General features: G+C 44.7%; 32 protein-coding genes. 31 read left to right on the forward strand and 1 reads right to left on the reverse strand.

Features of this window, described 5'->3' with window-relative positions; genetic code table 11:
- Positions 1-190: 190 nt before the first annotated feature.
- From QJR74_RS00480 to QJR74_RS00490, 3 genes are read left to right on the forward strand one after another with little or no spacing between them, the layout of a single operon-like run.
- A complete protein-coding gene (locus QJR74_RS00480) occupies positions 191-1,135 on the forward strand; it encodes an HlyD family secretion protein (protein ID WP_304372713.1) in 945 nt (314 codons plus the stop codon).
- A complete protein-coding gene (locus QJR74_RS00485) occupies positions 1,132-2,007 on the forward strand; it encodes an ABC transporter ATP-binding protein (protein WP_304372714.1) in 876 nt (291 codons plus the stop codon). The genes QJR74_RS00480 and QJR74_RS00485 overlap by 4 nt, the downstream gene beginning before the upstream one ends.
- Before the next feature lie 23 nt (positions 2,008-2,030).
- Positions 2,031-3,164: an ABC transporter permease gene (locus QJR74_RS00490; RefSeq protein WP_304372715.1), complete on the forward strand. Its 1,134-nt coding sequence runs from the start codon at positions 2,031-2,033 to the stop codon at positions 3,162-3,164.
- Here the strand turns inward: QJR74_RS00490 and QJR74_RS15200 are convergent.
- Positions 3,136-3,861, reverse strand: coding sequence for a prepilin peptidase (locus tag QJR74_RS15200; RefSeq protein WP_369685581.1), 726 nt, complete (start codon positions 3,859-3,861; stop codon positions 3,136-3,138). The two genes, QJR74_RS00490 and QJR74_RS15200, sit on opposite strands and share 29 nt — an antisense overlap.
- A gap of 385 nt (positions 3,862-4,246) precedes the next feature.
- Between QJR74_RS15200 and rpsJ the strand changes: the two genes are divergently transcribed.
- From rpsJ to rplQ, 28 genes are all read left to right on the forward strand, one after another.
- Entirely contained in the window at positions 4,247-4,558 is a 312-nt protein-coding gene (rpsJ, locus tag QJR74_RS00495) for a 30S ribosomal protein S10 (RefSeq protein WP_001181005.1), read from the forward strand.
- A 32-nt stretch (positions 4,559-4,590) separates the two neighbouring features.
- On the forward strand, positions 4,591-5,217 hold the full coding sequence (rplC, locus tag QJR74_RS00500) for a 50S ribosomal protein L3 (RefSeq protein ID WP_048912859.1): 627 nt from the start codon (positions 4,591-4,593) through the stop codon (positions 5,215-5,217).
- Positions 5,218-5,227: 10 nt separating this feature from the next.
- Positions 5,228-5,833, forward strand: a complete 606-nt coding sequence (rplD, locus tag QJR74_RS00505; protein ID WP_048912858.1) for a 50S ribosomal protein L4 — start codon at positions 5,228-5,230, stop codon at positions 5,831-5,833.
- Positions 5,830-6,132, forward strand: a complete 303-nt coding sequence (rplW, locus tag QJR74_RS00510; protein WP_048912857.1) for a 50S ribosomal protein L23 — start codon at positions 5,830-5,832, stop codon at positions 6,130-6,132. The genes rplD and rplW overlap by 4 nt, the downstream gene beginning before the upstream one ends.
- A gap of 17 nt (positions 6,133-6,149) precedes the next feature.
- Positions 6,150-6,974 (forward strand): 50S ribosomal protein L2, encoded by an 825-nt coding sequence (rplB, locus tag QJR74_RS00515; protein WP_304372716.1) that lies wholly within the window; start codon positions 6,150-6,152, stop codon positions 6,972-6,974.
- Positions 6,975-6,990: 16 nt separating this feature from the next.
- Complete coding sequence (gene rpsS / locus QJR74_RS00520; protein ID WP_004929772.1) at positions 6,991-7,269, forward strand: 30S ribosomal protein S19; 279 nt, start codon at positions 6,991-6,993, stop codon at positions 7,267-7,269.
- Positions 7,270-7,283: 14 nt separating this feature from the next.
- The gene (gene rplV, locus QJR74_RS00525) at positions 7,284-7,616 is read left to right on the forward strand and encodes a 50S ribosomal protein L22 (RefSeq protein WP_000447532.1); all 333 of its coding nucleotides are present in this window, start codon (positions 7,284-7,286) and stop codon (positions 7,614-7,616) included.
- A gap of 17 nt (positions 7,617-7,633) precedes the next feature.
- Positions 7,634-8,335 carry a 30S ribosomal protein S3 gene (rpsC, locus tag QJR74_RS00530; RefSeq protein ID WP_048912855.1) on the forward strand — a complete coding sequence of 234 codons (702 nt, stop codon included), beginning with the start codon at positions 7,634-7,636 and terminating at the stop codon, positions 8,333-8,335.
- Between the two features lie 11 nt (positions 8,336-8,346).
- A complete protein-coding gene (gene rplP, locus QJR74_RS00535; protein ID WP_099825221.1) occupies positions 8,347-8,757 on the forward strand; it encodes a 50S ribosomal protein L16 in 411 nt (136 codons plus the stop codon).
- A complete protein-coding gene (rpmC, locus tag QJR74_RS00540) occupies positions 8,757-8,948 on the forward strand; it encodes a 50S ribosomal protein L29 (RefSeq protein ID WP_048912854.1) in 192 nt (63 codons plus the stop codon). The genes rplP and rpmC overlap by 1 nt, the downstream gene beginning before the upstream one ends.
- A complete protein-coding gene (gene rpsQ / locus QJR74_RS00545) occupies positions 8,948-9,202 on the forward strand; it encodes a 30S ribosomal protein S17 (protein WP_013510766.1) in 255 nt (84 codons plus the stop codon). The genes rpmC and rpsQ overlap by 1 nt, the downstream gene beginning before the upstream one ends.
- A gap of 169 nt (positions 9,203-9,371) precedes the next feature.
- Complete coding sequence (gene rplN, locus QJR74_RS00550; RefSeq protein WP_048912853.1) at positions 9,372-9,743, forward strand: 50S ribosomal protein L14; 372 nt, start codon at positions 9,372-9,374, stop codon at positions 9,741-9,743.
- A gap of 10 nt (positions 9,744-9,753) precedes the next feature.
- Complete coding sequence (gene rplX / locus QJR74_RS00555) at positions 9,754-10,068, forward strand: 50S ribosomal protein L24 (protein WP_048912852.1); 315 nt, start codon at positions 9,754-9,756, stop codon at positions 10,066-10,068.
- Positions 10,069-10,082: 14 nt separating this feature from the next.
- Complete coding sequence (gene rplE, locus QJR74_RS00560) at positions 10,083-10,622, forward strand: 50S ribosomal protein L5 (RefSeq protein ID WP_048912851.1); 540 nt, start codon at positions 10,083-10,085, stop codon at positions 10,620-10,622.
- Between the two features lie 13 nt (positions 10,623-10,635).
- Positions 10,636-10,941 (forward strand): 30S ribosomal protein S14, encoded by a 306-nt coding sequence (rpsN, locus tag QJR74_RS00565; protein ID WP_048912850.1) that lies wholly within the window; start codon positions 10,636-10,638, stop codon positions 10,939-10,941.
- 33 nt (positions 10,942-10,974) lie between these two features.
- Positions 10,975-11,367 carry a 30S ribosomal protein S8 gene (gene rpsH / locus QJR74_RS00570; protein ID WP_048912849.1) on the forward strand — a complete coding sequence of 131 codons (393 nt, stop codon included), beginning with the start codon at positions 10,975-10,977 and terminating at the stop codon, positions 11,365-11,367.
- Positions 11,368-11,379: 12 nt separating this feature from the next.
- Positions 11,380-11,913: a 50S ribosomal protein L6 gene (rplF, locus tag QJR74_RS00575; protein ID WP_048912848.1), complete on the forward strand. Its 534-nt coding sequence runs from the start codon at positions 11,380-11,382 to the stop codon at positions 11,911-11,913.
- A gap of 9 nt (positions 11,914-11,922) precedes the next feature.
- Positions 11,923-12,276 (forward strand): 50S ribosomal protein L18, encoded by a 354-nt coding sequence (gene rplR, locus QJR74_RS00580; protein WP_304372717.1) that lies wholly within the window; start codon positions 11,923-11,925, stop codon positions 12,274-12,276.
- 14 nt (positions 12,277-12,290) lie between these two features.
- Positions 12,291-12,791 (forward strand): 30S ribosomal protein S5, encoded by a 501-nt coding sequence (gene rpsE / locus QJR74_RS00585; RefSeq protein WP_048912846.1) that lies wholly within the window; start codon positions 12,291-12,293, stop codon positions 12,789-12,791.
- A 5-nt stretch (positions 12,792-12,796) separates the two neighbouring features.
- Positions 12,797-12,976 carry a 50S ribosomal protein L30 gene (gene rpmD / locus QJR74_RS00590; RefSeq protein ID WP_004846568.1) on the forward strand — a complete coding sequence of 60 codons (180 nt, stop codon included), beginning with the start codon at positions 12,797-12,799 and terminating at the stop codon, positions 12,974-12,976.
- Positions 12,977-12,979: 3 nt separating this feature from the next.
- Positions 12,980-13,414: a 50S ribosomal protein L15 gene (rplO, locus tag QJR74_RS00595; protein WP_048912845.1), complete on the forward strand. Its 435-nt coding sequence runs from the start codon at positions 12,980-12,982 to the stop codon at positions 13,412-13,414.
- 8 nt (positions 13,415-13,422) lie between these two features.
- Positions 13,423-14,754 (forward strand): preprotein translocase subunit SecY, encoded by a 1,332-nt coding sequence (secY, locus tag QJR74_RS00600; protein WP_048912844.1) that lies wholly within the window; start codon positions 13,423-13,425, stop codon positions 14,752-14,754.
- Positions 14,755-14,786: 32 nt separating this feature from the next.
- Positions 14,787-14,903, forward strand: coding sequence for a 50S ribosomal protein L36 (gene rpmJ, locus QJR74_RS00605; RefSeq protein WP_071433402.1), 117 nt, complete (start codon positions 14,787-14,789; stop codon positions 14,901-14,903).
- Between the two features lie 147 nt (positions 14,904-15,050).
- Positions 15,051-15,407 (forward strand): 30S ribosomal protein S13, encoded by a 357-nt coding sequence (gene rpsM / locus QJR74_RS00610; protein WP_038016625.1) that lies wholly within the window; start codon positions 15,051-15,053, stop codon positions 15,405-15,407.
- 16 nt (positions 15,408-15,423) lie between these two features.
- On the forward strand, positions 15,424-15,813 hold the full coding sequence (rpsK, locus tag QJR74_RS00615) for a 30S ribosomal protein S11 (protein WP_004160563.1): 390 nt from the start codon (positions 15,424-15,426) through the stop codon (positions 15,811-15,813).
- A 33-nt stretch (positions 15,814-15,846) separates the two neighbouring features.
- Entirely contained in the window at positions 15,847-16,467 is a 621-nt protein-coding gene (gene rpsD, locus QJR74_RS00620) for a 30S ribosomal protein S4 (protein WP_048912842.1), read from the forward strand.
- Between the two features lie 26 nt (positions 16,468-16,493).
- Entirely contained in the window at positions 16,494-17,483 is a 990-nt protein-coding gene (locus QJR74_RS00625) for a DNA-directed RNA polymerase subunit alpha (protein WP_048912841.1), read from the forward strand.
- Between the two features lie 40 nt (positions 17,484-17,523).
- Complete coding sequence (gene rplQ / locus QJR74_RS00630) at positions 17,524-17,907, forward strand: 50S ribosomal protein L17 (RefSeq protein ID WP_048912840.1); 384 nt, start codon at positions 17,524-17,526, stop codon at positions 17,905-17,907.
- Positions 17,908-17,975: the final 68 nt, after the last annotated feature.

The raw sequence follows: 17,975 nt of genomic DNA on the forward strand, positions 1-17,975 counted from the left end.
ACTTTATTAGAAAAGAGCGCTTAGGCGCTCTTTTTTTTACCCAAAATCTAGCCTTATTGAAAACATTTAATTTAAATATAAAACTTAAATAGATTTATAAACACAATATTTTAATAAGAAAATATTGTTTGTTTTATTTTATGCAGGGAATATAATTTTATGAATTTCTAGATAAATTAGTCGGAGTTTCATGAGCTTAAATCCATTAATATATACTTTAGTATGTATATTCATGATCTTCGGTTGTGATAACCATAAAAGTATAACAATGGGATATATTGAGGATGAATATATCTATCTATCAACCGAAACCACATCTCAAATTAGGCATATAAATATCAATAAGGGGGATAGAGTTAAAAAGGGAAGTATCCTATTTAGTACTGATAGCTATACATTTGAAAAAAAGAATGAAATATTAAATAAAAATAAGAAATACGAAGAAGCAATGTTAAAAAATATGGAGAAAGGAATCAGACAAAGCGAGGTTGATATAATTAATCTAGATATAGAAAGATTAGAAAAAGAGATAGTTAAAGCAGAATCTACTTTGGAAAGGAAAGTAAAATTAAAAGAAAAAGGATTCATTTCCAAAGAAGATATAGAAAGTGAAGAATTGAATTTAGTTATAAAAAGAAATAATTTAAATAGATTAAGATATGAATTAATTAATAAATCTTTACCGGCAAGAGTTGATGAGTTGATTGCTCAGAAAGCGAAAATTGAAAAGATTGATATTGAAATTGAAAATAATAGATATGAAATATCTAAAACTCAGGTTAAAAGCCCTATAGATGGTATCATAAATGATGTTTTACGGAAAGAAGGTGAATTGATTACTCCTAATAATCCAGTAGTAGTTATTGTGCCGAATGAAGGCAAGAAGGTTAAATTTTATATTAACAGAAAGCAACTATATAACATCAAAGTTAGTGATTCTATCAGAGTGAAAGTAAACGACCTCAGTAAAAAATATAGTGCAGACGTGGTATACATTTCCCCGAAGCCAGAATATACCCCACCCATGTTGTACGATGATAAAAATGATACTTTAGTTTATTTGATAGAAGCCAAACTTGAAGATAAAGGGCTGCACCTTCCAGCTGGTATACCTGTGGAGATCGAGCTAAAATGAAAGAATGTATTATTTTAAAAAATATCAATAAGTCTTTTAATAACGTAAAAGTCATTAATGACGTAACACTTACTATTAATCACGGAAATATAATTGGTTTCATTGGACCAAATGGTAGCGGTAAATCAACAATAATAAATATTATATGTGGACTCGTACCTATAGATAGTGGTTACGGTTATTGTATGGGGTACAATATCGCGACGGAACAATCTTACATAAAAAGACATGTAGGTTATATGACTCAATATTTCACATTGTGGGATTCTTTGACGGTATATGAAAACCTAGTTTTTATGGGAAAGATGAGAAGCTTAGAAAGGGTAGAAATAGAGTCAGAGCTATTAATTATTAAATTAGGCTTAGAGCGATTTAAAAACACGCTTGCAAAGAATCTTTCAGGGGGATGGAAACAAAAATTATCATTAGCTTGTGCAATTATCCATCGTCCTAAAATTCTTTTCTTAGATGAGCCCACAGCAAGCATCGACCCACTCTCACGTAAGGAATTTTGGTCATTGGTCTTTGAACTCTCTGCAGAAGGGATGACCATTATAATCATTACTCATGCGATCGATGAAATCGAGAAGTGTAATAACCTAGTTTACTTAAAGAACGGTGTGCTGAAATTTGCAGGTAATTTGGACGAACTTTTTGACTCCCAAAACCTAACGACCTTTTTACTTGAAGGAGAAGGAAAATTACACTTTATTGAAGAAATCTCTCATGATATAGATGTTCAGATCATCCCTAGAGGAAATGCTATAACGGTTTCAGGGAAATTATGCATTGAGGTTTTAAAGAAAAAATATCCAAACCTTATCTTTAGTCAAATACCAACGCCATTAGACGCTTTGCTTTACAGCTTATAGACTAGCTTAGGTATACGATATCCATGATCAAAGTAATGATAATATGCGCACTAATCAATAAAGAAATAAAAGAGATTGTCAGAGACAGAGTAATTATTGTCATGATTTTAGTTATGCCACTCTTAAATCTGATTATTATGGGGTACTCGATCAATTTGGATGCACGGAACGTCCCCACGAGCGTGATAGATCACGATAATTCACCTTTTTCTCGTAGCCTACTTTATGCAATGAAAAATAGTGAATACTTTGATATTGAAGTAATGCATGATGAAACATTAGCTAGAAAAAAATTCGCTTCAGGTACAGTAAAAATAATTGTGCATATTCCTCACGATTTTTCTAAAAGCATTTTAAAAAATTATAATACTGACCTACTTGTGGAAACCGACGCGACCGACCCTAGTAGTACAGCTAATGCCTTGCAAACTCTACAGCATCTTATCGAAAATGCTCAATACAGAGAGCTATATAACTATTCATCCTTATCGGCGAGCCCAGTAGGTAATGCAAAGTTAGTTTTCAGAAAATGGTTTAATCCAAGGGGGAATTCTCAGATCAATATTGTACCTGGATTGATAGGTATGATCTTATCCATAATGCCTATGCTTATGGTCTCATTATCAATTGTCAAAGAAAGAGAACGGGGTACATTACAGCACATTAAGAGCTCTGGGATAAATCCCTTTATCTATTTGACCGGCAAGTCTATTCCTTACGTGAGTATTGGGTTACTGCAACTCATTCTTATGCTTGGAATGAGTATTGTGATATTAGATATTCCGATGAAAGGTTCTTATATCGAACTCTTATCAGTTTCAGCCTTTTTTATCATATTGAGTGTTATCATAGGAGTCAGCCTAACAACTGTGATTACCAATCAGCTTCAGGCAATGCAATTGCTCTCATTTTATTTTCTATTCTCGAATATGTTATCTGGATTCCTCTCTCCATTCGAAGCGATGCCTCAGTGGTCTCAATGGTTAGGCAATTTGATCCCTCTCACTCATTTTATGCGTGTAATTCGGGGGATAATGATTAAAGGAAATAGCGTGACTATTATGAGCACCGACTTACTCCATCTGGCATCAGTATTTCTTACCATCGGTATTGTCGGCTATATTCTGGTTAAAGTCCGTTGGACTGAAAGTACATAGTAGTCAAAAATTCGTTGTAGAAAAAATAGGCGCAGAAGATAGCAGATAAAGATAGAAAAGCACCAAAGGGGACGATAATAGCGTCTAGCGAATTTATGTTTCGACAGCGAACTAGACAAAAGGGGAGTGTAGTGATTGAAGCTAAAAGAACAATCAAAGAGAGTTGTTGAATATCGAACCAGCACGCTAACGCCGTAATTAATTTTACATCCCCTGAACCAAGGCCGACTTTATGTCTAAGTAAATGGTACAGGCTTTGGAGAGCCCACAAAACTGAGTAACTGAGTCCACACCTCAGCAATACGTTGGTGAGATCAGCATGAAATAAGTAAGTTGACGCGTAAAATCCAACCACCATGAGTATAAGAGTGAGAATGTTAGGCAGAAGGAAATAAAACCAATCTATGCATGCGTGCAATAACAACACTGCGATAAAAGTGGCCACCACAATAAGCGAAAGGGGCAATAATCCTTGAAGTGTTTGATTGACAATGTAGGAGAGACTTAACAACATCAGCCAAGGAGCTATCCATTTATGTTCAACGAGGTGTTTTATTGAACATGAGCATTTTCTGACGTGAGTTGAGTGTAATGCTGAAATACACCAATCGATTGTGCTCAGTGAAGGATGAAAGGCCAGTAGGGCACGTCTTATCAAATTGAGCAGGAAAAACGTCAATACAAATTGGCTAATCATGGATTCAAACACTATCTCAAATGAATGGCTCAGGGGCTTTCATATTGAAACGTCCAAGAAAACCTTAACACTACCATAATCCATTATTGAGAGTTAGCTAACAACAAAGTGTTCAAACCGATGAAAGATATACTCTACAAGATACGTTAATTTATAATGTACAAAAAGCAGTCAAGGCTTGCATTGGGGTAATTTATCAGTATAATGCGCTGGCTTGCTCGTAATAGGAGCGCGATTCGAGCAGAATCGCAGAGTAGCGATTTGCTACCTCTAATAATACTCCCGATTGGGGAGTTATATGCTGAACGATTACACTCTCCCATCAATCGTAATGGGTACGAGGAGTAATCATTTTCGTTTATAAAATGTTTGGAGCTCTGGTCTCATGCAGAACCAAAGAATCCGTATTCGTCTTAAAGCGTTTGATCATCGTCTGATCGATCAATCAACCGCGGAAATCGTCGAAACTGCAAAGCGCACTGGTGCGCAAGTACGTGGTCCGATCCCGCTGCCGACTCGTAAAGAGCGCTTTACCGTTCTGATTTCTCCGCACGTTAACAAAGATGCGCGTGATCAGTACGAAATTCGCACTCACAAACGTCTGGTAGACATCGTTGAGCCAACTGAAAAAACCGTTGATGCTCTGATGCGTCTAGACCTGGCTGCAGGTGTTGACGTGCAGATCAGCCTGGGTTAATCAGGACATCGAGCGATTGAGAGGTTGATACAATGATTGGTTTAGTCGGTAAGAAAGTGGGCATGACGCGTATCTTCACTGAAGAAGGCGTTTCTATCCCAGTAACCGTAATCGAAGTTGAAGCAAACCGCGTTACTCAGGTTAAGAGCCTGGAGAATGACGGTTACCAAGCTATTCAGGTCACTACTGGTGCTAAAAAAGCAAACCGTGTAGTTAAACCAGAAGCAGGTCATTTTGCTAAAGCTGGCGTTGAAGCTGGCCGTGGCTTATGGGAATTCCGTGCTGAAAGCGCAGAATATACTGTTGGTCAAAGCATCAGTGTTGAAATTTTCGCTGACGTTAAAAAAGTAGATGTAACTGGCACCTCTAAAGGTAAAGGTTTCGCAGGTACCGTTAAGCGCTGGAACTTCCGTACCCAAGACGCAACACACGGTAACTCCTTGTCTCACCGCGTTCCGGGTTCTATCGGTCAGAACCAGACTCCGGGCAAAGTGTTTAAAGGCAAGAAAATGGCAGGTCAATTAGGTAATGAGCGTGTAACCGTTCAGAGCTTAGAAGTCGTTCGCGTAGACGCAGAACGCAACCTGCTGCTGGTCAAAGGTGCTGTCCCGGGAGCTACCGGTAGCGACCTGATTGTTAAACCAGCTGTGAAGGCGTAAGGGGATAGCAATGGAATTAGTATTGAAAGACGCGCAGAGCGCGCTGACTGTTTCCGAAACTACCTTCGGTCGTGATTTTAACGAAGCGCTGGTTCACCAGGTTGTTGTTGCTTACGCAGCAGGTGCCCGTCAAGGTACCCGTGCGCAAAAAACTCGTGCCGAAGTCACTGGTTCTGGAAAGAAACCATGGCGTCAAAAAGGTACTGGCCGTGCACGTGCTGGTTCTGCTAAGAGCCCAATCTGGCGTTCTGGTGGAGTAACCTTCGCTGCACGTCCGCAGGACCACAGTCAGAAAGTTAATAAAAAGATGTACCGTGGAGCGCTGAAAAGCATTCTGTCTGAGCTGGTACGTCAAGAACGTCTGATCGTTGTCGAAAAGTTCTCTGTAGAAGCGCCTAAAACTAAGCTGCTGGCACAGAAACTGAAAGATATGGCATTGGAAGATGTACTGATCATCACTGGTGAACTGGATGAGAATCTGTTCCTAGCAGCACGTAACCTGTACAAGGTTGATGTGCGTGATGCAGCAGGAATCGATCCAGTTAGCTTGATTGCCTTCGACAAAGTCGTAATGACTGCTGACGCAGTTAAGCAAGTTGAGGAGATGCTGGCATGATTCGTGAAGAACGTCTGCTGAAAGTAGTGCGCGCGCCGCACGTTTCTGAAAAAGCGTCTGCCGCGATGGAAAAATCAAACACCATCGTACTCAAAGTTGCAAAAGACGCGACCAAAGCAGAAATCGTAGCTGCCGTAGAAAAGCTGTTCGAAGTTGAAGTTAAAGATGTGAACACTTTACTGGTTAAAGGTAAAGTTAAGCGTCACGGACAGCGTGTTGGTCGTCGTAGCGACTGGAAAAAAGCTTACGTGACCCTGAAAGAAGGCCAGAATCTGGACTTCGTCGGCGGCGCAGAGTAAGTCGGAGGAGAGAAACAATGGCAATTGTTAAATGTAAACCGACATCTCCGGGTCGTCGCCACGTAGTTAAAGTGGTGAACCCAGAGCTGCACAAAGGCAAGCCATACGCCCCGTTGCTGGAGAAAAACAGCAAGTCTGGTGGTCGTAACAACAACGGACGTATCACTACCCGTCATATCGGTGGTGGTCACAAGCGTGCATACCGTATTGTTGACTTCAAACGCAACAAAGATGGTATCCCAGCAGTTGTTGAACGTCTTGAGTATGATCCGAACCGTTCTGCAAACATTGCACTGGTTCTGTACAAAGACGGTGAGCGTCGTTACATCCTGGCCCCTAAAGGCCTGAAAGCTGGTGATCAGATCCAATCTGGTGTTGATGCAGCTATTAAAGCAGGTAACACCCTGCCTATGCGTAACATCCCAGTAGGTTCTACTGTTCATAACGTAGAAATGAAACCAGGTAAGGGCGGCCAAATGGCTCGTTCAGCTGGTGCTTACGTGCAAATCATTGCGCGTGACGGTTCTTACGTTACCCTGCGTCTTCGTTCTGGTGAAATGCGTAAAGTTGAAGCTGACTGCCGCGCGACATTAGGTGAAGTTGGTAACGCTGAGCATATGCTTCGCGTACTTGGTAAAGCAGGTGCAACTCGCTGGCGTGGTGTTCGTCCTACCGTTCGCGGTACTGCAATGAACCCAGTCGATCACCCGCACGGTGGTGGTGAAGGTCGTAACTTTGGTAAGCACCCGGTAACTCCGTGGGGCGTTCAAACCAAAGGTAAGAAGACCCGTAGCAACAAGCGTACTGATAAGTTTATCGTACGTCGCCGTAGCAAAAAATAATATTAGAGGATAAGCCATGCCACGTTCTCTCAAGAAAGGTCCTTTTATTGACCTGCACTTGCTGAAGAAGGTAGAGAAAGCGGTGGAAAGCGGAGACAAGAAGCCTTTGCGCACTTGGTCCCGTCGTTCAACGATCTTTCCTAACATGATCGGTTTGACCATCGCTGTCCATAATGGTCGTCAGCACGTACCTGTATTTGTTTCCGACGAAATGGTCGGTCACAAGTTAGGTGAATTTGCGCCGACTCGTACTTATCGCGGCCACGCGGCTGATAAGAAAGCTAAGAAACGCTAAGGCAGGAGGAAGAGATGGAAACTATCGCTAAACATCGCCACGCTCGTTCTTCTGCGCAGAAGGTTCGTCTGGTAGCGGATCTAGTACGCGGTAAGAAAGTGTCGCAGGCTCTGGACATTCTAACCTACACCAATAAGAAAGCGGCTGTATTGGTTAAGAAAGTCTTAGAATCTGCCATTGCTAACGCTGAACACAACGATGGCGCTGACATTGATGATCTGAAAGTTACGAAAATTTTCGTAGATGAAGGCCCAAGCATGAAGCGTATTATGCCGCGTGCAAAAGGTCGTGCAGATCGTATCCTGAAGCGCACCAGCCACATTACTGTGGTTGTGTCCGATCGCTGAGACTCTGGAGACTAGCAATGGGTCAGAAAGTACATCCTAATGGTATTCGCCTGGGTATTGTTAAACCCTGGAACTCTACTTGGTTCGCCAATACCAAAGAATTCGCTGACAACCTAGACAGCGATTTTAAAGTACGTCAGTTCCTGACTAAAGAACTGGCTAAAGCGTCTGTATCTCGTATCGTTATCGAGCGTCCAGCTAAAAGCATTCGTGTAACTATTCACACTGCTCGCCCTGGTATCGTTATCGGTAAGAAAGGTGAAGACGTAGAAAAACTGCGTACGGTCGTCGCGAAAATCGCTGGCGTTCCTGCTCAGATCAATATCGCCGAAGTCCGTAAACCGGAACTGGACGCTAAATTGGTTGCTGATAGCATTACTTCACAGCTGGAACGTCGCGTTATGTTCCGTCGTGCAATGAAGCGTGCTGTACAGAACGCAATGCGTCTTGGCGCTAAAGGAATTAAGGTTGAAGTTAGTGGCCGTTTAGGCGGAGCTGAGATCGCACGTACCGAGTGGTACCGTGAAGGTCGTGTTCCATTGCACACTCTGCGTGCAGACATTGACTACAACACTTCTGAAGCGCACACCACTTATGGTGTAATCGGCGTTAAGGTATGGATCTTCAAAGGTGAGATCCTGGGTGGTATGGCTGCTGTTGAACAATCGGAAAAACCGGCTGCTCAACCTAAAAAGCAGCAGCGTAAAGGCCGTAAGTAAGGAGAGTCGCTATGTTACAACCAAAGCGTACGAAATTCCGTAAAGTGCACAAAGGCCGTAACCGCGGTCTAGCGCAGGGCACGGATATCAGCTTCGGTACTTTCGGTCTGAAAGCTGTTGGCCGTGGTCGTCTGACTGCTCGTCAGATCGAAGCAGCACGTCGTGCTATGACCCGTGCAGTTAAGCGTCAAGGTAAAATTTGGATCCGTGTATTCCCGGACAAACCAATTACTGAAAAGCCGCTTGAAGTGCGTATGGGTAAAGGTAAGGGTAACGTAGAGTATTGGGTTGCCCTAATCCAGCCTGGCAAAGTCCTTTATGAAATGGACGGCGTATCAGAAGAGCTGGCCCGTGAGGCATTTAAGCTGGCAGCAGCAAAACTGCCTATCAAAACCACCTTTGTAACTAAGACGGTGATGTAATGAAAGCAACTGAGCTGCGTGAAAAAAGTGTTGAAGAACTAAACACTGAGCTGCTTAACCTCCTGCGTGAACAGTTTAACCTGCGCATGCAGGCAGCATCTGGCCAGCTTCAGCAGACACATCTGCTGAAACAAGCTCGTCGTGATGTTGCACGTGTTAAGACTTTACTGACTCAAAAGGCGGGTGCGTAATGACCGATAAAATTCGTACTTTGCAAGGTCGTGTAGTTAGTGACAAAATGCAAAAATCTGCAGTTGTCGCTATCGAACGTTTCGTGAAGCACCCGATCTACGGTAAATTCATTAAGCGTACGACTAAGCTTCACATCCATGATGAGAACAATGAATGTGGAATTGGTGACGTGGTAGAAATCCGCGAATGCCGTCCACTATCTAAGACTAAGTCTTGGACACTTGTTCGTGTTGTGGAAAAAGCGGTTCTGTAATAGAATCACTTTTCTGTGAAAACAGATAGACGGCTCGCAAGAGCCGTTTATTTTTTCTACCCATCTGCGAGAAGCGGTGTTATAATGCCGCGCCCTCGGTAATGGGGCTTTTAAACGACCTAGTAATTGTAGGTCCCGAAGTAGTAGTTGACATTAGCGGAGCACTAAAATGATCCAAGAACAGACTATGCTAAACGTCGCCGACAACTCCGGTGCACGTAGCGTAATGTGTATCAAGGTTCTGGGTGGCTCGCACCGTCGCTACGCAGGCGTCGGTGATATCATCAAAGTTACCATCAAGGAAGCAATTCCTCGTGGTAAAGTTAAAAAGGGTGATGTCCTGAAGGCGGTAGTGGTGCGCACCAAGAAGGGTGTTCGTCGCCCCGACGGTTCTGTCATTCGCTTCGATGGTAATGCATGCGTTATTTTAAACAATAACAGCGAGCAACCTATCGGAACGCGTATTTTTGGGCCGGTAACTCGTGAACTTCGTACTGAAAAGTTCATGAAAATTATCTCTCTGGCACCAGAAGTACTCTAAGGAGCGAGCCATGGCAGCTAAAATCCGTTGTAACGACGAAGTTATCGTGTTGACCGGTAAAGATAAAGGTAAACGCGGTAAAGTAAAAAATGTATTGTCTTCCAGCAAAGTTATTGTTGAAGGTATCAACCTGGTTAAGAAACATCAGAAGCCTGTACCGGCTATGAATCAACCAGGTGGCATCGTTGAGAAAGAAGCAGCAATTGAGCTTTCCAACCTTGCAATCTTCAATGCGGCAACTGGTAAGGCAGACCGTGTAGGCTTTAGATTCGAAGACGGTAAAAAAGTCCGTTTCTTCAAGTCTAATAGCGAAACTATCAAGTAATTTGGAGTAGTACGATGGCGAAACTGCATGATTACTACAAAGACGAAGTAGTTAAGAAGCTCATGACTGAGTTTAACTACAATTCAGTCATGCAAGTCCCTCGGGTCGAGAAGATTACCCTGAACATGGGTGTTGGTGAAGCGATTGCTGATAAGAAACTGCTGGATAACGCAGCAGCTGATTTAGCATCAATCTCCGGTCAAAAGCCGTTAGTCACCAAAGCACGCAAATCTGTTGCAGGCTTCAAAATCCGTCAGGGCTATCCGATCGGCTGTAAAGTAACCCTGCGTGGCGAACGTATGTGGGAATTCTTTGACCGCCTGATCACTATTGCTGTACCTCGTATTCGTGACTTCCGTGGTTTATCTGCGAAGTCTTTCGATGGACGTGGTAACTACAGCATGGGTGTCCGTGAGCAGATCATCTTCCCAGAAATCGACTACGATAAAGTCGATCGCGTCCGTGGTTTGGATATTACCATTACCACTACTGCGAAATCTGATGATGAAGGCCGTGCTCTGCTGGCAGCCTTTAACTTCCCGTTCCGTAAGTAAGGTAGGGTTACTAATGGCTAAGCAATCAATGAAAGCACGCGAAGTTAAGCGTGTAAAATTAGCAGACAAATTCTTCGCGAAACGCGCTGAACTGAAAGCGATCATCTCTGATGTGAACGCTTCTGACGAAGATCGTTGGAATGCTGTTCTCAAGCTTCAGTCACTGCCGCGTGATTCCAGCCCGTCCCGTCAGCGTAATCGTTGCCGCCAAACAGGCCGTCCACACGGTTATGTAGGTAAGTTCGGGCTGAGCCGTATCAAGTTACGTGAAGCCGCTATGCGCGGTGAAGTACCTGGCTTGAAAAAGGCTAGCTGGTAATTGTCACCAATTGAATCACGGGAGTAGACACTGATGAGCATGCAAGATCCGATCGCGGATATGCTGACCCGTATCCGTAACGGTCAGTCCGCGAACAAAGTTGCGGTCACCATGCCTTCCTCCAAGCTGAAATTGGCAATCGCCAACGTGCTGAAGGAAGAAGGTTATATTGAAGATTTTAAAATTGAAGGCGACATCAAGCCAGAACTTGAAGTGACTTTAAAGTACTTCGAAGGAAAGGCTGTTGTAGAAAGCATTCAGCGAGTAAGCCGTCCAGGCCTGCGCATCTATAAAAGAAAAGATGAGCTGCCAAAAGTTATGGCTGGTTTAGGTATCGCAGTTGTTTCTACATCTAAAGGTGTTATGACTGATCGTGCAGCGCGCCAAGCTGGTCTTGGTGGCGAAATTATCTGCTACGTAGCGTAATCGGAGGGTAAAATGTCTCGTGTTGCTAAAGCACCTGTCGTTGTTCCTGCCGGCGTCGACGTAAAAATCAACGGTCAGGAAGTATCGATTAAAGGTAAAAACGGCGAGCTGTCTCGTACTATCAACAAAGCTGTTGAAGTTAAACATGCAGATAACGCATTAACTTTCGCACCTCGCGAAGGTTTCGCTGATGCATGGGCGCAAGCAGGTACTGCACGCGCTCTGTTAAACTCAATGGTTATCGGTGTTACCGAAGGCTTCACCAAGAAGCTGCAGTTAGTCGGTGTTGGTTATCGTGCGGCTATTAAAGGTTCTTCAGTGAACCTCTCACTGGGTTTTTCTCACCCGGTTGAGCATAAATTGCCTGCGGGAATCACTGCCGAATGTCCAACTCAAACTGAAATCGTACTGAAAGGTGCTGATAAGCAGGTAATTGGACAGGTTGCAGCGGACTTGCGCGCCTACCGTCGTCCTGAGCCTTACAAAGGCAAGGGTGTCCGTTACGCCGACGAAGTCGTGCGTATCAAAGAGGCTAAGAAGAAGTAAGGTAACACTATGGATAAGAAATCTGCTCGTATCCGTCGTGCGACCCGTGCGCGTCGCAAGCTCAAAGAGCTGGGTGCTACACGCCTGGTGGTACATCGTACCCCGCGTCATATTTACGCACAGGTAATCGCTCCGAACGGTTCCGAAGTTCTGGTTGCTGCTTCTACTACAGAAAAAGCTATCACTGAACAACTGAAGTACACTGGTAACAAAGACGCAGCAATCGCAGTAGGTAAAGCTATTGCAGAGCGCGCAATTGAAAAAGGCATCACAGGTGTTTCTTTCGATCGTTCTGGTTTCCAATATCATGGTCGTGTCCAGGCACTGGCAGATGCTGCCCGTGAAGCTGGCCTTCAGTTCTAAGGTAGAGGTCTAAGATGTCACACATCGAGAAACAAGCTGGCGAACTGCAGGAAAAACTGATCGCGGTAAACCGTGTTTCTAAAACTGTTAAAGGTGGTCGTATTTTCTCCTTCACAGCACTGACTGTGGTAGGTGATGGTAATGGTCGCGTAGGTTTTGGTTACGGTAAAGCGCGTGAAGTTCCAGCAGCAATCCAGAAAGCGATGGAAAAAGCCCGTCGCAACATGGTTAATGTCGCGCTGACTAACGGTACCCTGCAACACCCTGTTAAAGGTGTTCACACTGGTTCCCGTGTATTCATGCAACCGGCTTCTGAAGGTACAGGTATCATTGCCGGTGGTGCAATGCGTGCAGTATTAGAAGTTGCTGGAGTTCATAACGTTCTTTCCAAAGCATATGGTTCTACTAACCCAATTAACGTGGTTCGTGCAACTATTGATGGTCTGAGCAATATGAAATCTCCAGATATGGTCGCTGCCAAGCGTGGTAAATCCGTCGAAGAAATTCTGGGGTAATTATCATGGCTAAGACTATTAAAATTACTCAAACCCGCAGTGCAATCGGTCGTCTGCCAAAACACAAGGCAACACTTCTGGGCTTAGGGTTACGTCGTATTGGTCATACTGTTGAACGTGAGGATACTCCTGCAGTTCGCGGTATGGTTAACGCGGTTTCCTACATGGTTAAAGTGGAGGAGTAACAGATGCGTTTAAATACTCTGTCTCCGGCCGAAGGGTCTAAGCACGCCGCTAAGCGTTTAGGTCGTGGTATTGGTTCTGGCGTCGGTAAAACCGGTGGCCGTGGTCACAAAGGTCAGAAGTCTCGTTCTGGCGGTGGCGTACGTCGCGGTTTCGAAGGTGGTCAGATGCCTTTATACCGTCGTCTACCAAAATTTGGTTTCACCTCTCGCAAATCTATGGTTACTACAGAGATCCGTCTGTCTGACCTCGCGAAAGTTGAAGGCGGTATTGTTGACCTGAACACTCTGAAAGCAGCTAACATTATTGGTGTACAGATTGAATTTGCGAAAGTAATTCTTTCTGGTGAAGTTACCGCACCAGTAACTATTCGTGGTCTGCGCGTCACCAAAGGTGCTCGTGCTGCTATCGAAGCTGCTGGCGGTAAAATCGAGGAATAATTGAACTGATGGCTAAACAACCGGGATTAGATTTTCAAAGTGCCAAGGGCGGGCTAGGTGAACTCAAGCGCAGACTAATGTTTGTAATTGGTGCCCTAATTGTCTTCCGAATTGGTTCTTTCATTCCAATTCCTGGTATTGATGCCACAGTTCTTGCTAAATTGCTCGAGCAACAGCGTGGCACCATCATTGATATGTTTAACATGTTCTCTGGTGGTGCTCTGAGTCGTGCTTCTATCTTCGCTCTGGGTATAATGCCGTATATTTCTGCGTCCATTATCATCCAGCTGTTAACTGTGGTTCACCCCGCATTAGCAGAGATTAAGAAAGAAGGGGAGTCTGGTCGTCGTAAGATTAGCCAGTACACCCGTTACGGTACTCTCGTTTTGGCAGTGTTCCAAGCAATCGGTATTGCTACCGGATTGCCTAACATGCCAGGTATGCAAGGGTTGGTCATCAATCCTGGTATTGCCTTCTACGTCACCGCTGTTGTAAGCCTTGTCACAGGAACAATGTTCCTGATGTGGCTAGGTGAACAGATTACTGAGCGGGGTATCGGAAACGGTATCTCGATCATTATCTTTGCTGGTATTGTTGCAGGTCTCCCGCAGGCCGTTGGCCATACCATCGAGCAAGCACGGCAAGGCGGCCTACACTTCCTCTTATTATTGTTGGTTGCAGTTTTAGTATTTGCAGTGACTTACTTTGTTATTTTCGTTGAACGTGGACAACGTCGTATCGTTGTTAACTACGCGAAACGTCAACAAGGTCGTCGTGTCTATGCTGCGCAAAGTACACATTTACCTTTAAAAGTGAACATGGCAGGTGTTATTCCAGCTATTTTTGCTTCAAGTATCATTCTGTTTCCAGCGACTTTAACCTCCTGGTTCGGCGGAAGTACTGGGTGGTCATGGTTAAGTGCTATTTCGGATAATTTAGCACCAGGTCAGCCACTTTATGTGTTACTATACGCAACTGCTATCATCTTCTTCTGCTTTTTCTACACGGCGTTGGTGTTTAACCCTCGCGAAACTGCAGATAATTTGAAGAAGTCCGGCGCATTTGTACCGGGTATTCGTCCGGGAGAGCAAACGGCGAGGTACATCGATAAAGTGATGACACGCCTTACTCTTATTGGCGCCCTGTATATTACCTTTATCTGCCTGATCCCGGAGTTCATGCGTGATGCGATGAATGTTCCATTTAGCTTTGGTGGTACATCACTGCTAATTGTCGTCGTTGTTATCATGGACTTTATGGCTCAAGTGCAAACTCTGATGATGTCTAGTCAATACGAGTCTGCATTGAAAAAAGCAAACCTAAAAGGCCAAGGCCGTTAATTTAGGTGCTTGAGAAGTTACGGAGAGTAAAAATGAAAGTTCGTGCTTCCGTCAAGAAAATGTGTCGTAACTGTAAAATCGTTCGTCGCGACGGTGTCGTACGTGTGATTTGCAGCGTAGAACCAAAGCATAAACAGCGTCAAGGCTGATTTATTGCAGATTTTTCTTGCAAAGTCGGGTTGAGCTGGCTAGATTAGCCAGCCAATCTTTTTTATGTAAGTGTATTCTTCATTTGAGTATCCTGAAAACGGGCTTTTCAGCATGAGAATACAGTTAATTAGTAATAGGAGTGCATAGTGGCCCGTATAGCAGGCATTAACATTCCTGATCATAAACACACCGTTATTGCTTTAACTGCAATCTTCGGTATCGGTAAAACTCGTTCAAAAGCCATTTGTGCTTCAACGGGTATTGCTGAAGATGTTAAGATCAGTGAGCTGTCTGAAGAACAGATTGAGCAACTGCGTGAAGCAGTTGGCAAATTCGTTGTTGAAGGTGATCTGCGTCGTGAAGTTACCCTGAGCATCAAGCGTCTTATGGACCTTGGTTGCTACCGTGGTTTGCGTCATCGTCGTGGTCTTCCGGTTCGCGGTCAGCGCACCAAGACCAATGCACGTACCCGTAAGGGTCCGCGCAAACCGATCAAGAAATAATCGGGGTGAGTAAATAATGGCAAAGGCACCAGTTCGTGCACGTAAGCGTGTAAGAAAACAAGTCTCAGACGGCGTGGCTCATGTCCATGCGTCTTTTAACAACACCATCGTTACTATTACTGATCGTCAGGGTAACGCACTGGGTTGGGCAACAGCCGGTGGTTCCGGTTTCCGTGGTTCACGTAAATCTACGCCGTTCGCTGCTCAGGTCGCTGCAGAGCGCTGTGCAGAAGCTGTAAAAGATTACGGTATTAAAAACCTGGAAGTTATGGTAAAGGGTCCGGGTCCAGGACGCGAATCAACGATTCGTGCACTGAACGCCGCAGGTTTCCGCATCACTAATATTACTGATGTGACTCCGATCCCTCACAACGGTTGTCGTCCGCCGAAGAAACGTCGCGTATAACGCGCCTGTTTCTAGGTTAGTTGGAGAAAGAAAATGGCAAGATATTTGGGTCCTAAGCTCAAGCTGAGCCGTCGTGAGGGCACCGACTTATTCCTTAAGTCTGGCGTTCGCGCGATTGATTCCAAGTGTAAGATTGAACAAGCCCCTGGTCAACACGGTGCGCGTAAACCGCGTCTGTCTGACTACGGCGGTCAGTTACGTGAAAAACAAAAAGTTCGTCGTATGTACGGTGTTCTTGAGCGTCAATTCCGTAACTATTATCAAGAAGCAGCTCGTCTGAAAGGCAACACCGGTGAAAACCTGTTAGCGTTGCTTGAAGGCCGTCTGGATAACGTCGTTTATCGTATGGGCTTTGGAGCTACTCGCGCTGAATCGCGCCAGTTAGTTAGCCACAAGTCAATCCTGGTAAATGGTCACGTTGTTAACATCGCTTCTTATCAGGTATCTCCGAATGATGTTGTAAGCATCCGTGAGAAAGCCAAAAAGCAAGCTCGCGTTAAGGCGGCTCTTGAGCTGTCAGAACAACGTGAAAAGCCAACCTGGCTAGAAGTTGATGCAGCTAAGATGGAAGGTGTGTTCAAGCGCAAGCCTGAGCGTACTGATCTGTCTGCGGACATTAACGAGCACCTGATCGTCGAGCTTTACTCCAAGTAAAGCTTGAGTACCAAAGAGAGGACACAATGCAGGGTTCTGTGACAGAGTTTCTAAAACCGCGCCTGGTAGATATCGAGCAAGTAAGTTCGACGCACGCCAAGGTGACCCTTGAACCATTAGAGCGTGGCTTTGGCCATACTTTAGGTAACGCACTGCGCCGTATTCTGCTTTCATCCATGCCGGGTTGCGCGGTGACCGAGGTTGAAATTGATGGTGTACTTCATGAGTACAGCACCAAAGAAGGGATCCAAGAAGATATTCTCGAAATCCTGCTCAACCTGAAAGGGCTTGCGGTAAGAGTTCAAGGTAAAGATGAAGTTATTCTAACTTTGAATAAATCTGGCATTGGCCCTGTGACTGCAGCCGACATTACCCATGATGGTGATGTCGAAATCGTCAAGCCACAGCATGTGATTTGCCACCTTACTGACGAGAGCGCATCTGTAAATATGCGTATCAAAGTTCAGCGTGGTCGTGGTTACGTGCCGGCTTCTGCCCGAATTCATTCGGAAGAAGATGAGCGCCCAATTGGACGTTTGTTAGTAGATGCTTGCTACAGCCCTGTAGACCGTATTGCCTACAATGTTGAAGCAGCTCGCGTTGAGCAACGTACAGATTTGGACAAGCTAGTCATCGAAATGGAAACTAACGGCACAATCGATCCTGAAGAGGCGATTCGTCGTGCAGCGACCATTCTGGCTGAACAACTTGATGCTTTTGTTGATTTACGTGATGTACGTCAACCAGAAGTTAAAGAAGAGAAACCAGAATTCGATCCGATCTTGCTGCGCCCTGTTGACGATCTGGAATTGACTGTCCGCTCTGCTAACTGCTTGAAAGCAGAAGCTATCCACTACATCGGTGATCTGGTACAACGTACTGAGGTTGAGCTTCTTAAGACGCCTAACCTTGGTAAAAAATCTCTTACTGAGATTAAAGACGTGCTGGCTTCACGTGGACTTTCTCTGGGCATGCGCCTAGAAAACTGGCCACCTGCAAGCATTGCAGATGAGTAACCGGATCACAGGTTAAGGTTTCACTGAGAAGGATAAGGTCATGCGCCATCGTAAGAGTGGTCGTCAACTGAACCGTAACAGCAGCCATCGCCAGGCTATGTTCCGTAACATGGCTGGTTCATTAGTCCGTCACGAGATTATCAAGACGACTTTACCAAAGGCTAAAGAACTGCGTCGCGTTGTTGAGCCGCTGATTACACTTGCTAAGACTGACAATGTTGCTAACCGTCGTCTAGCATTCGCCCGTACTCGCGATAACGAGATCGTGGCAAAATTATTTAATGAGTTAGGCCCGCGTTTTGCGAGTCGCACTGGTGGTTACACTCGTATTCTTAAGTGTGGCTTCCGTGCTGGAGACAACGCTCCGATGGCATACATCGAGTTAGTTGATCGTCCTGAAGCTCAAGCTGAAGCTGCAGAGTAATCTGCCAGTCGATGCTATTAAAAAACCCGCTCCGGCGGGTTTTTTATTTTCTCCAATCTAAGGGTATC

The organism is Tatumella ptyseos (assembly GCF_030552895.1).
Lineage (GTDB): Bacteria > Pseudomonadota > Gammaproteobacteria > Enterobacterales > Enterobacteriaceae > Rosenbergiella > Rosenbergiella ptyseos_A.

What these genes read in the sequence shown, in the direction of transcription:
- QJR74_RS00490 (WP_304372715.1), top strand. Translation starts at nt 2,031, where the DNA reads ATGATCAAAGTAATGATAATATGCGCACTAATCAATAAAGAAATAAAA.
- rpsN (WP_048912850.1), top strand. Translation starts at nt 10,636, where the DNA reads ATGGCTAAGCAATCAATGAAAGCACGCGAAGTTAAGCGTGTAAAATTA.
- rpsC (WP_048912855.1), top strand. Translation starts at nt 7,634, where the DNA reads ATGGGTCAGAAAGTACATCCTAATGGTATTCGCCTGGGTATTGTTAAA.
- rpmJ (WP_071433402.1), top strand. Translation starts at nt 14,787, where the DNA reads ATGAAAGTTCGTGCTTCCGTCAAGAAAATGTGTCGTAACTGTAAAATC.
- rplD (WP_048912858.1), top strand. Translation starts at nt 5,228, where the DNA reads ATGGAATTAGTATTGAAAGACGCGCAGAGCGCGCTGACTGTTTCCGAA.
- rplE (WP_048912851.1), top strand. Translation starts at nt 10,083, where the DNA reads ATGGCGAAACTGCATGATTACTACAAAGACGAAGTAGTTAAGAAGCTC.
- rplP (WP_099825221.1), top strand. Translation starts at nt 8,347, where the DNA reads ATGTTACAACCAAAGCGTACGAAATTCCGTAAAGTGCACAAAGGCCGT.
- secY (WP_048912844.1), top strand. Translation starts at nt 13,423, where the DNA reads ATGGCTAAACAACCGGGATTAGATTTTCAAAGTGCCAAGGGCGGGCTA.
- rplF (WP_048912848.1), top strand. Translation starts at nt 11,380, where the DNA reads ATGTCTCGTGTTGCTAAAGCACCTGTCGTTGTTCCTGCCGGCGTCGAC.
- rplB (WP_304372716.1), top strand. Translation starts at nt 6,150, where the DNA reads ATGGCAATTGTTAAATGTAAACCGACATCTCCGGGTCGTCGCCACGTA.
- rplN (WP_048912853.1), top strand. Translation starts at nt 9,372, where the DNA reads ATGATCCAAGAACAGACTATGCTAAACGTCGCCGACAACTCCGGTGCA.
- rplQ (WP_048912840.1), top strand. Translation starts at nt 17,524, where the DNA reads ATGCGCCATCGTAAGAGTGGTCGTCAACTGAACCGTAACAGCAGCCAT.
- rpsS (WP_004929772.1), top strand. Translation starts at nt 6,991, where the DNA reads ATGCCACGTTCTCTCAAGAAAGGTCCTTTTATTGACCTGCACTTGCTG.
- rplO (WP_048912845.1), top strand. Translation starts at nt 12,980, where the DNA reads ATGCGTTTAAATACTCTGTCTCCGGCCGAAGGGTCTAAGCACGCCGCT.
- rpsH (WP_048912849.1), top strand. Translation starts at nt 10,975, where the DNA reads ATGAGCATGCAAGATCCGATCGCGGATATGCTGACCCGTATCCGTAAC.
- QJR74_RS00480 (WP_304372713.1), top strand. Translation starts at nt 191, where the DNA reads ATGAGCTTAAATCCATTAATATATACTTTAGTATGTATATTCATGATC.
- rpsK (WP_004160563.1), top strand. Translation starts at nt 15,424, where the DNA reads ATGGCAAAGGCACCAGTTCGTGCACGTAAGCGTGTAAGAAAACAAGTC.
- rpmC (WP_048912854.1), top strand. Translation starts at nt 8,757, where the DNA reads ATGAAAGCAACTGAGCTGCGTGAAAAAAGTGTTGAAGAACTAAACACT.
- rplX (WP_048912852.1), top strand. Translation starts at nt 9,754, where the DNA reads ATGGCAGCTAAAATCCGTTGTAACGACGAAGTTATCGTGTTGACCGGT.
- rplV (WP_000447532.1), top strand. Translation starts at nt 7,284, where the DNA reads ATGGAAACTATCGCTAAACATCGCCACGCTCGTTCTTCTGCGCAGAAG.
- rpsE (WP_048912846.1), top strand. Translation starts at nt 12,291, where the DNA reads ATGTCACACATCGAGAAACAAGCTGGCGAACTGCAGGAAAAACTGATC.
- rpsJ (WP_001181005.1), top strand. Translation starts at nt 4,247, where the DNA reads ATGCAGAACCAAAGAATCCGTATTCGTCTTAAAGCGTTTGATCATCGT.
- QJR74_RS00625 (WP_048912841.1), top strand. Translation starts at nt 16,494, where the DNA reads ATGCAGGGTTCTGTGACAGAGTTTCTAAAACCGCGCCTGGTAGATATC.
- rpsD (WP_048912842.1), top strand. Translation starts at nt 15,847, where the DNA reads ATGGCAAGATATTTGGGTCCTAAGCTCAAGCTGAGCCGTCGTGAGGGC.
- rplC (WP_048912859.1), top strand. Translation starts at nt 4,591, where the DNA reads ATGATTGGTTTAGTCGGTAAGAAAGTGGGCATGACGCGTATCTTCACT.
- rplW (WP_048912857.1), top strand. Translation starts at nt 5,830, where the DNA reads ATGATTCGTGAAGAACGTCTGCTGAAAGTAGTGCGCGCGCCGCACGTT.
- rpsQ (WP_013510766.1), top strand. Translation starts at nt 8,948, where the DNA reads ATGACCGATAAAATTCGTACTTTGCAAGGTCGTGTAGTTAGTGACAAA.
- rplR (WP_304372717.1), top strand. Translation starts at nt 11,923, where the DNA reads ATGGATAAGAAATCTGCTCGTATCCGTCGTGCGACCCGTGCGCGTCGC.
- rpmD (WP_004846568.1), top strand. Translation starts at nt 12,797, where the DNA reads ATGGCTAAGACTATTAAAATTACTCAAACCCGCAGTGCAATCGGTCGT.
- QJR74_RS15200 (WP_369685581.1), bottom strand. Translation starts at nt 3,861, where the DNA reads ATGATTAGCCAATTTGTATTGACGTTTTTCCTGCTCAATTTGATAAGA.
- QJR74_RS00485 (WP_304372714.1), top strand. Translation starts at nt 1,132, where the DNA reads ATGAAAGAATGTATTATTTTAAAAAATATCAATAAGTCTTTTAATAAC.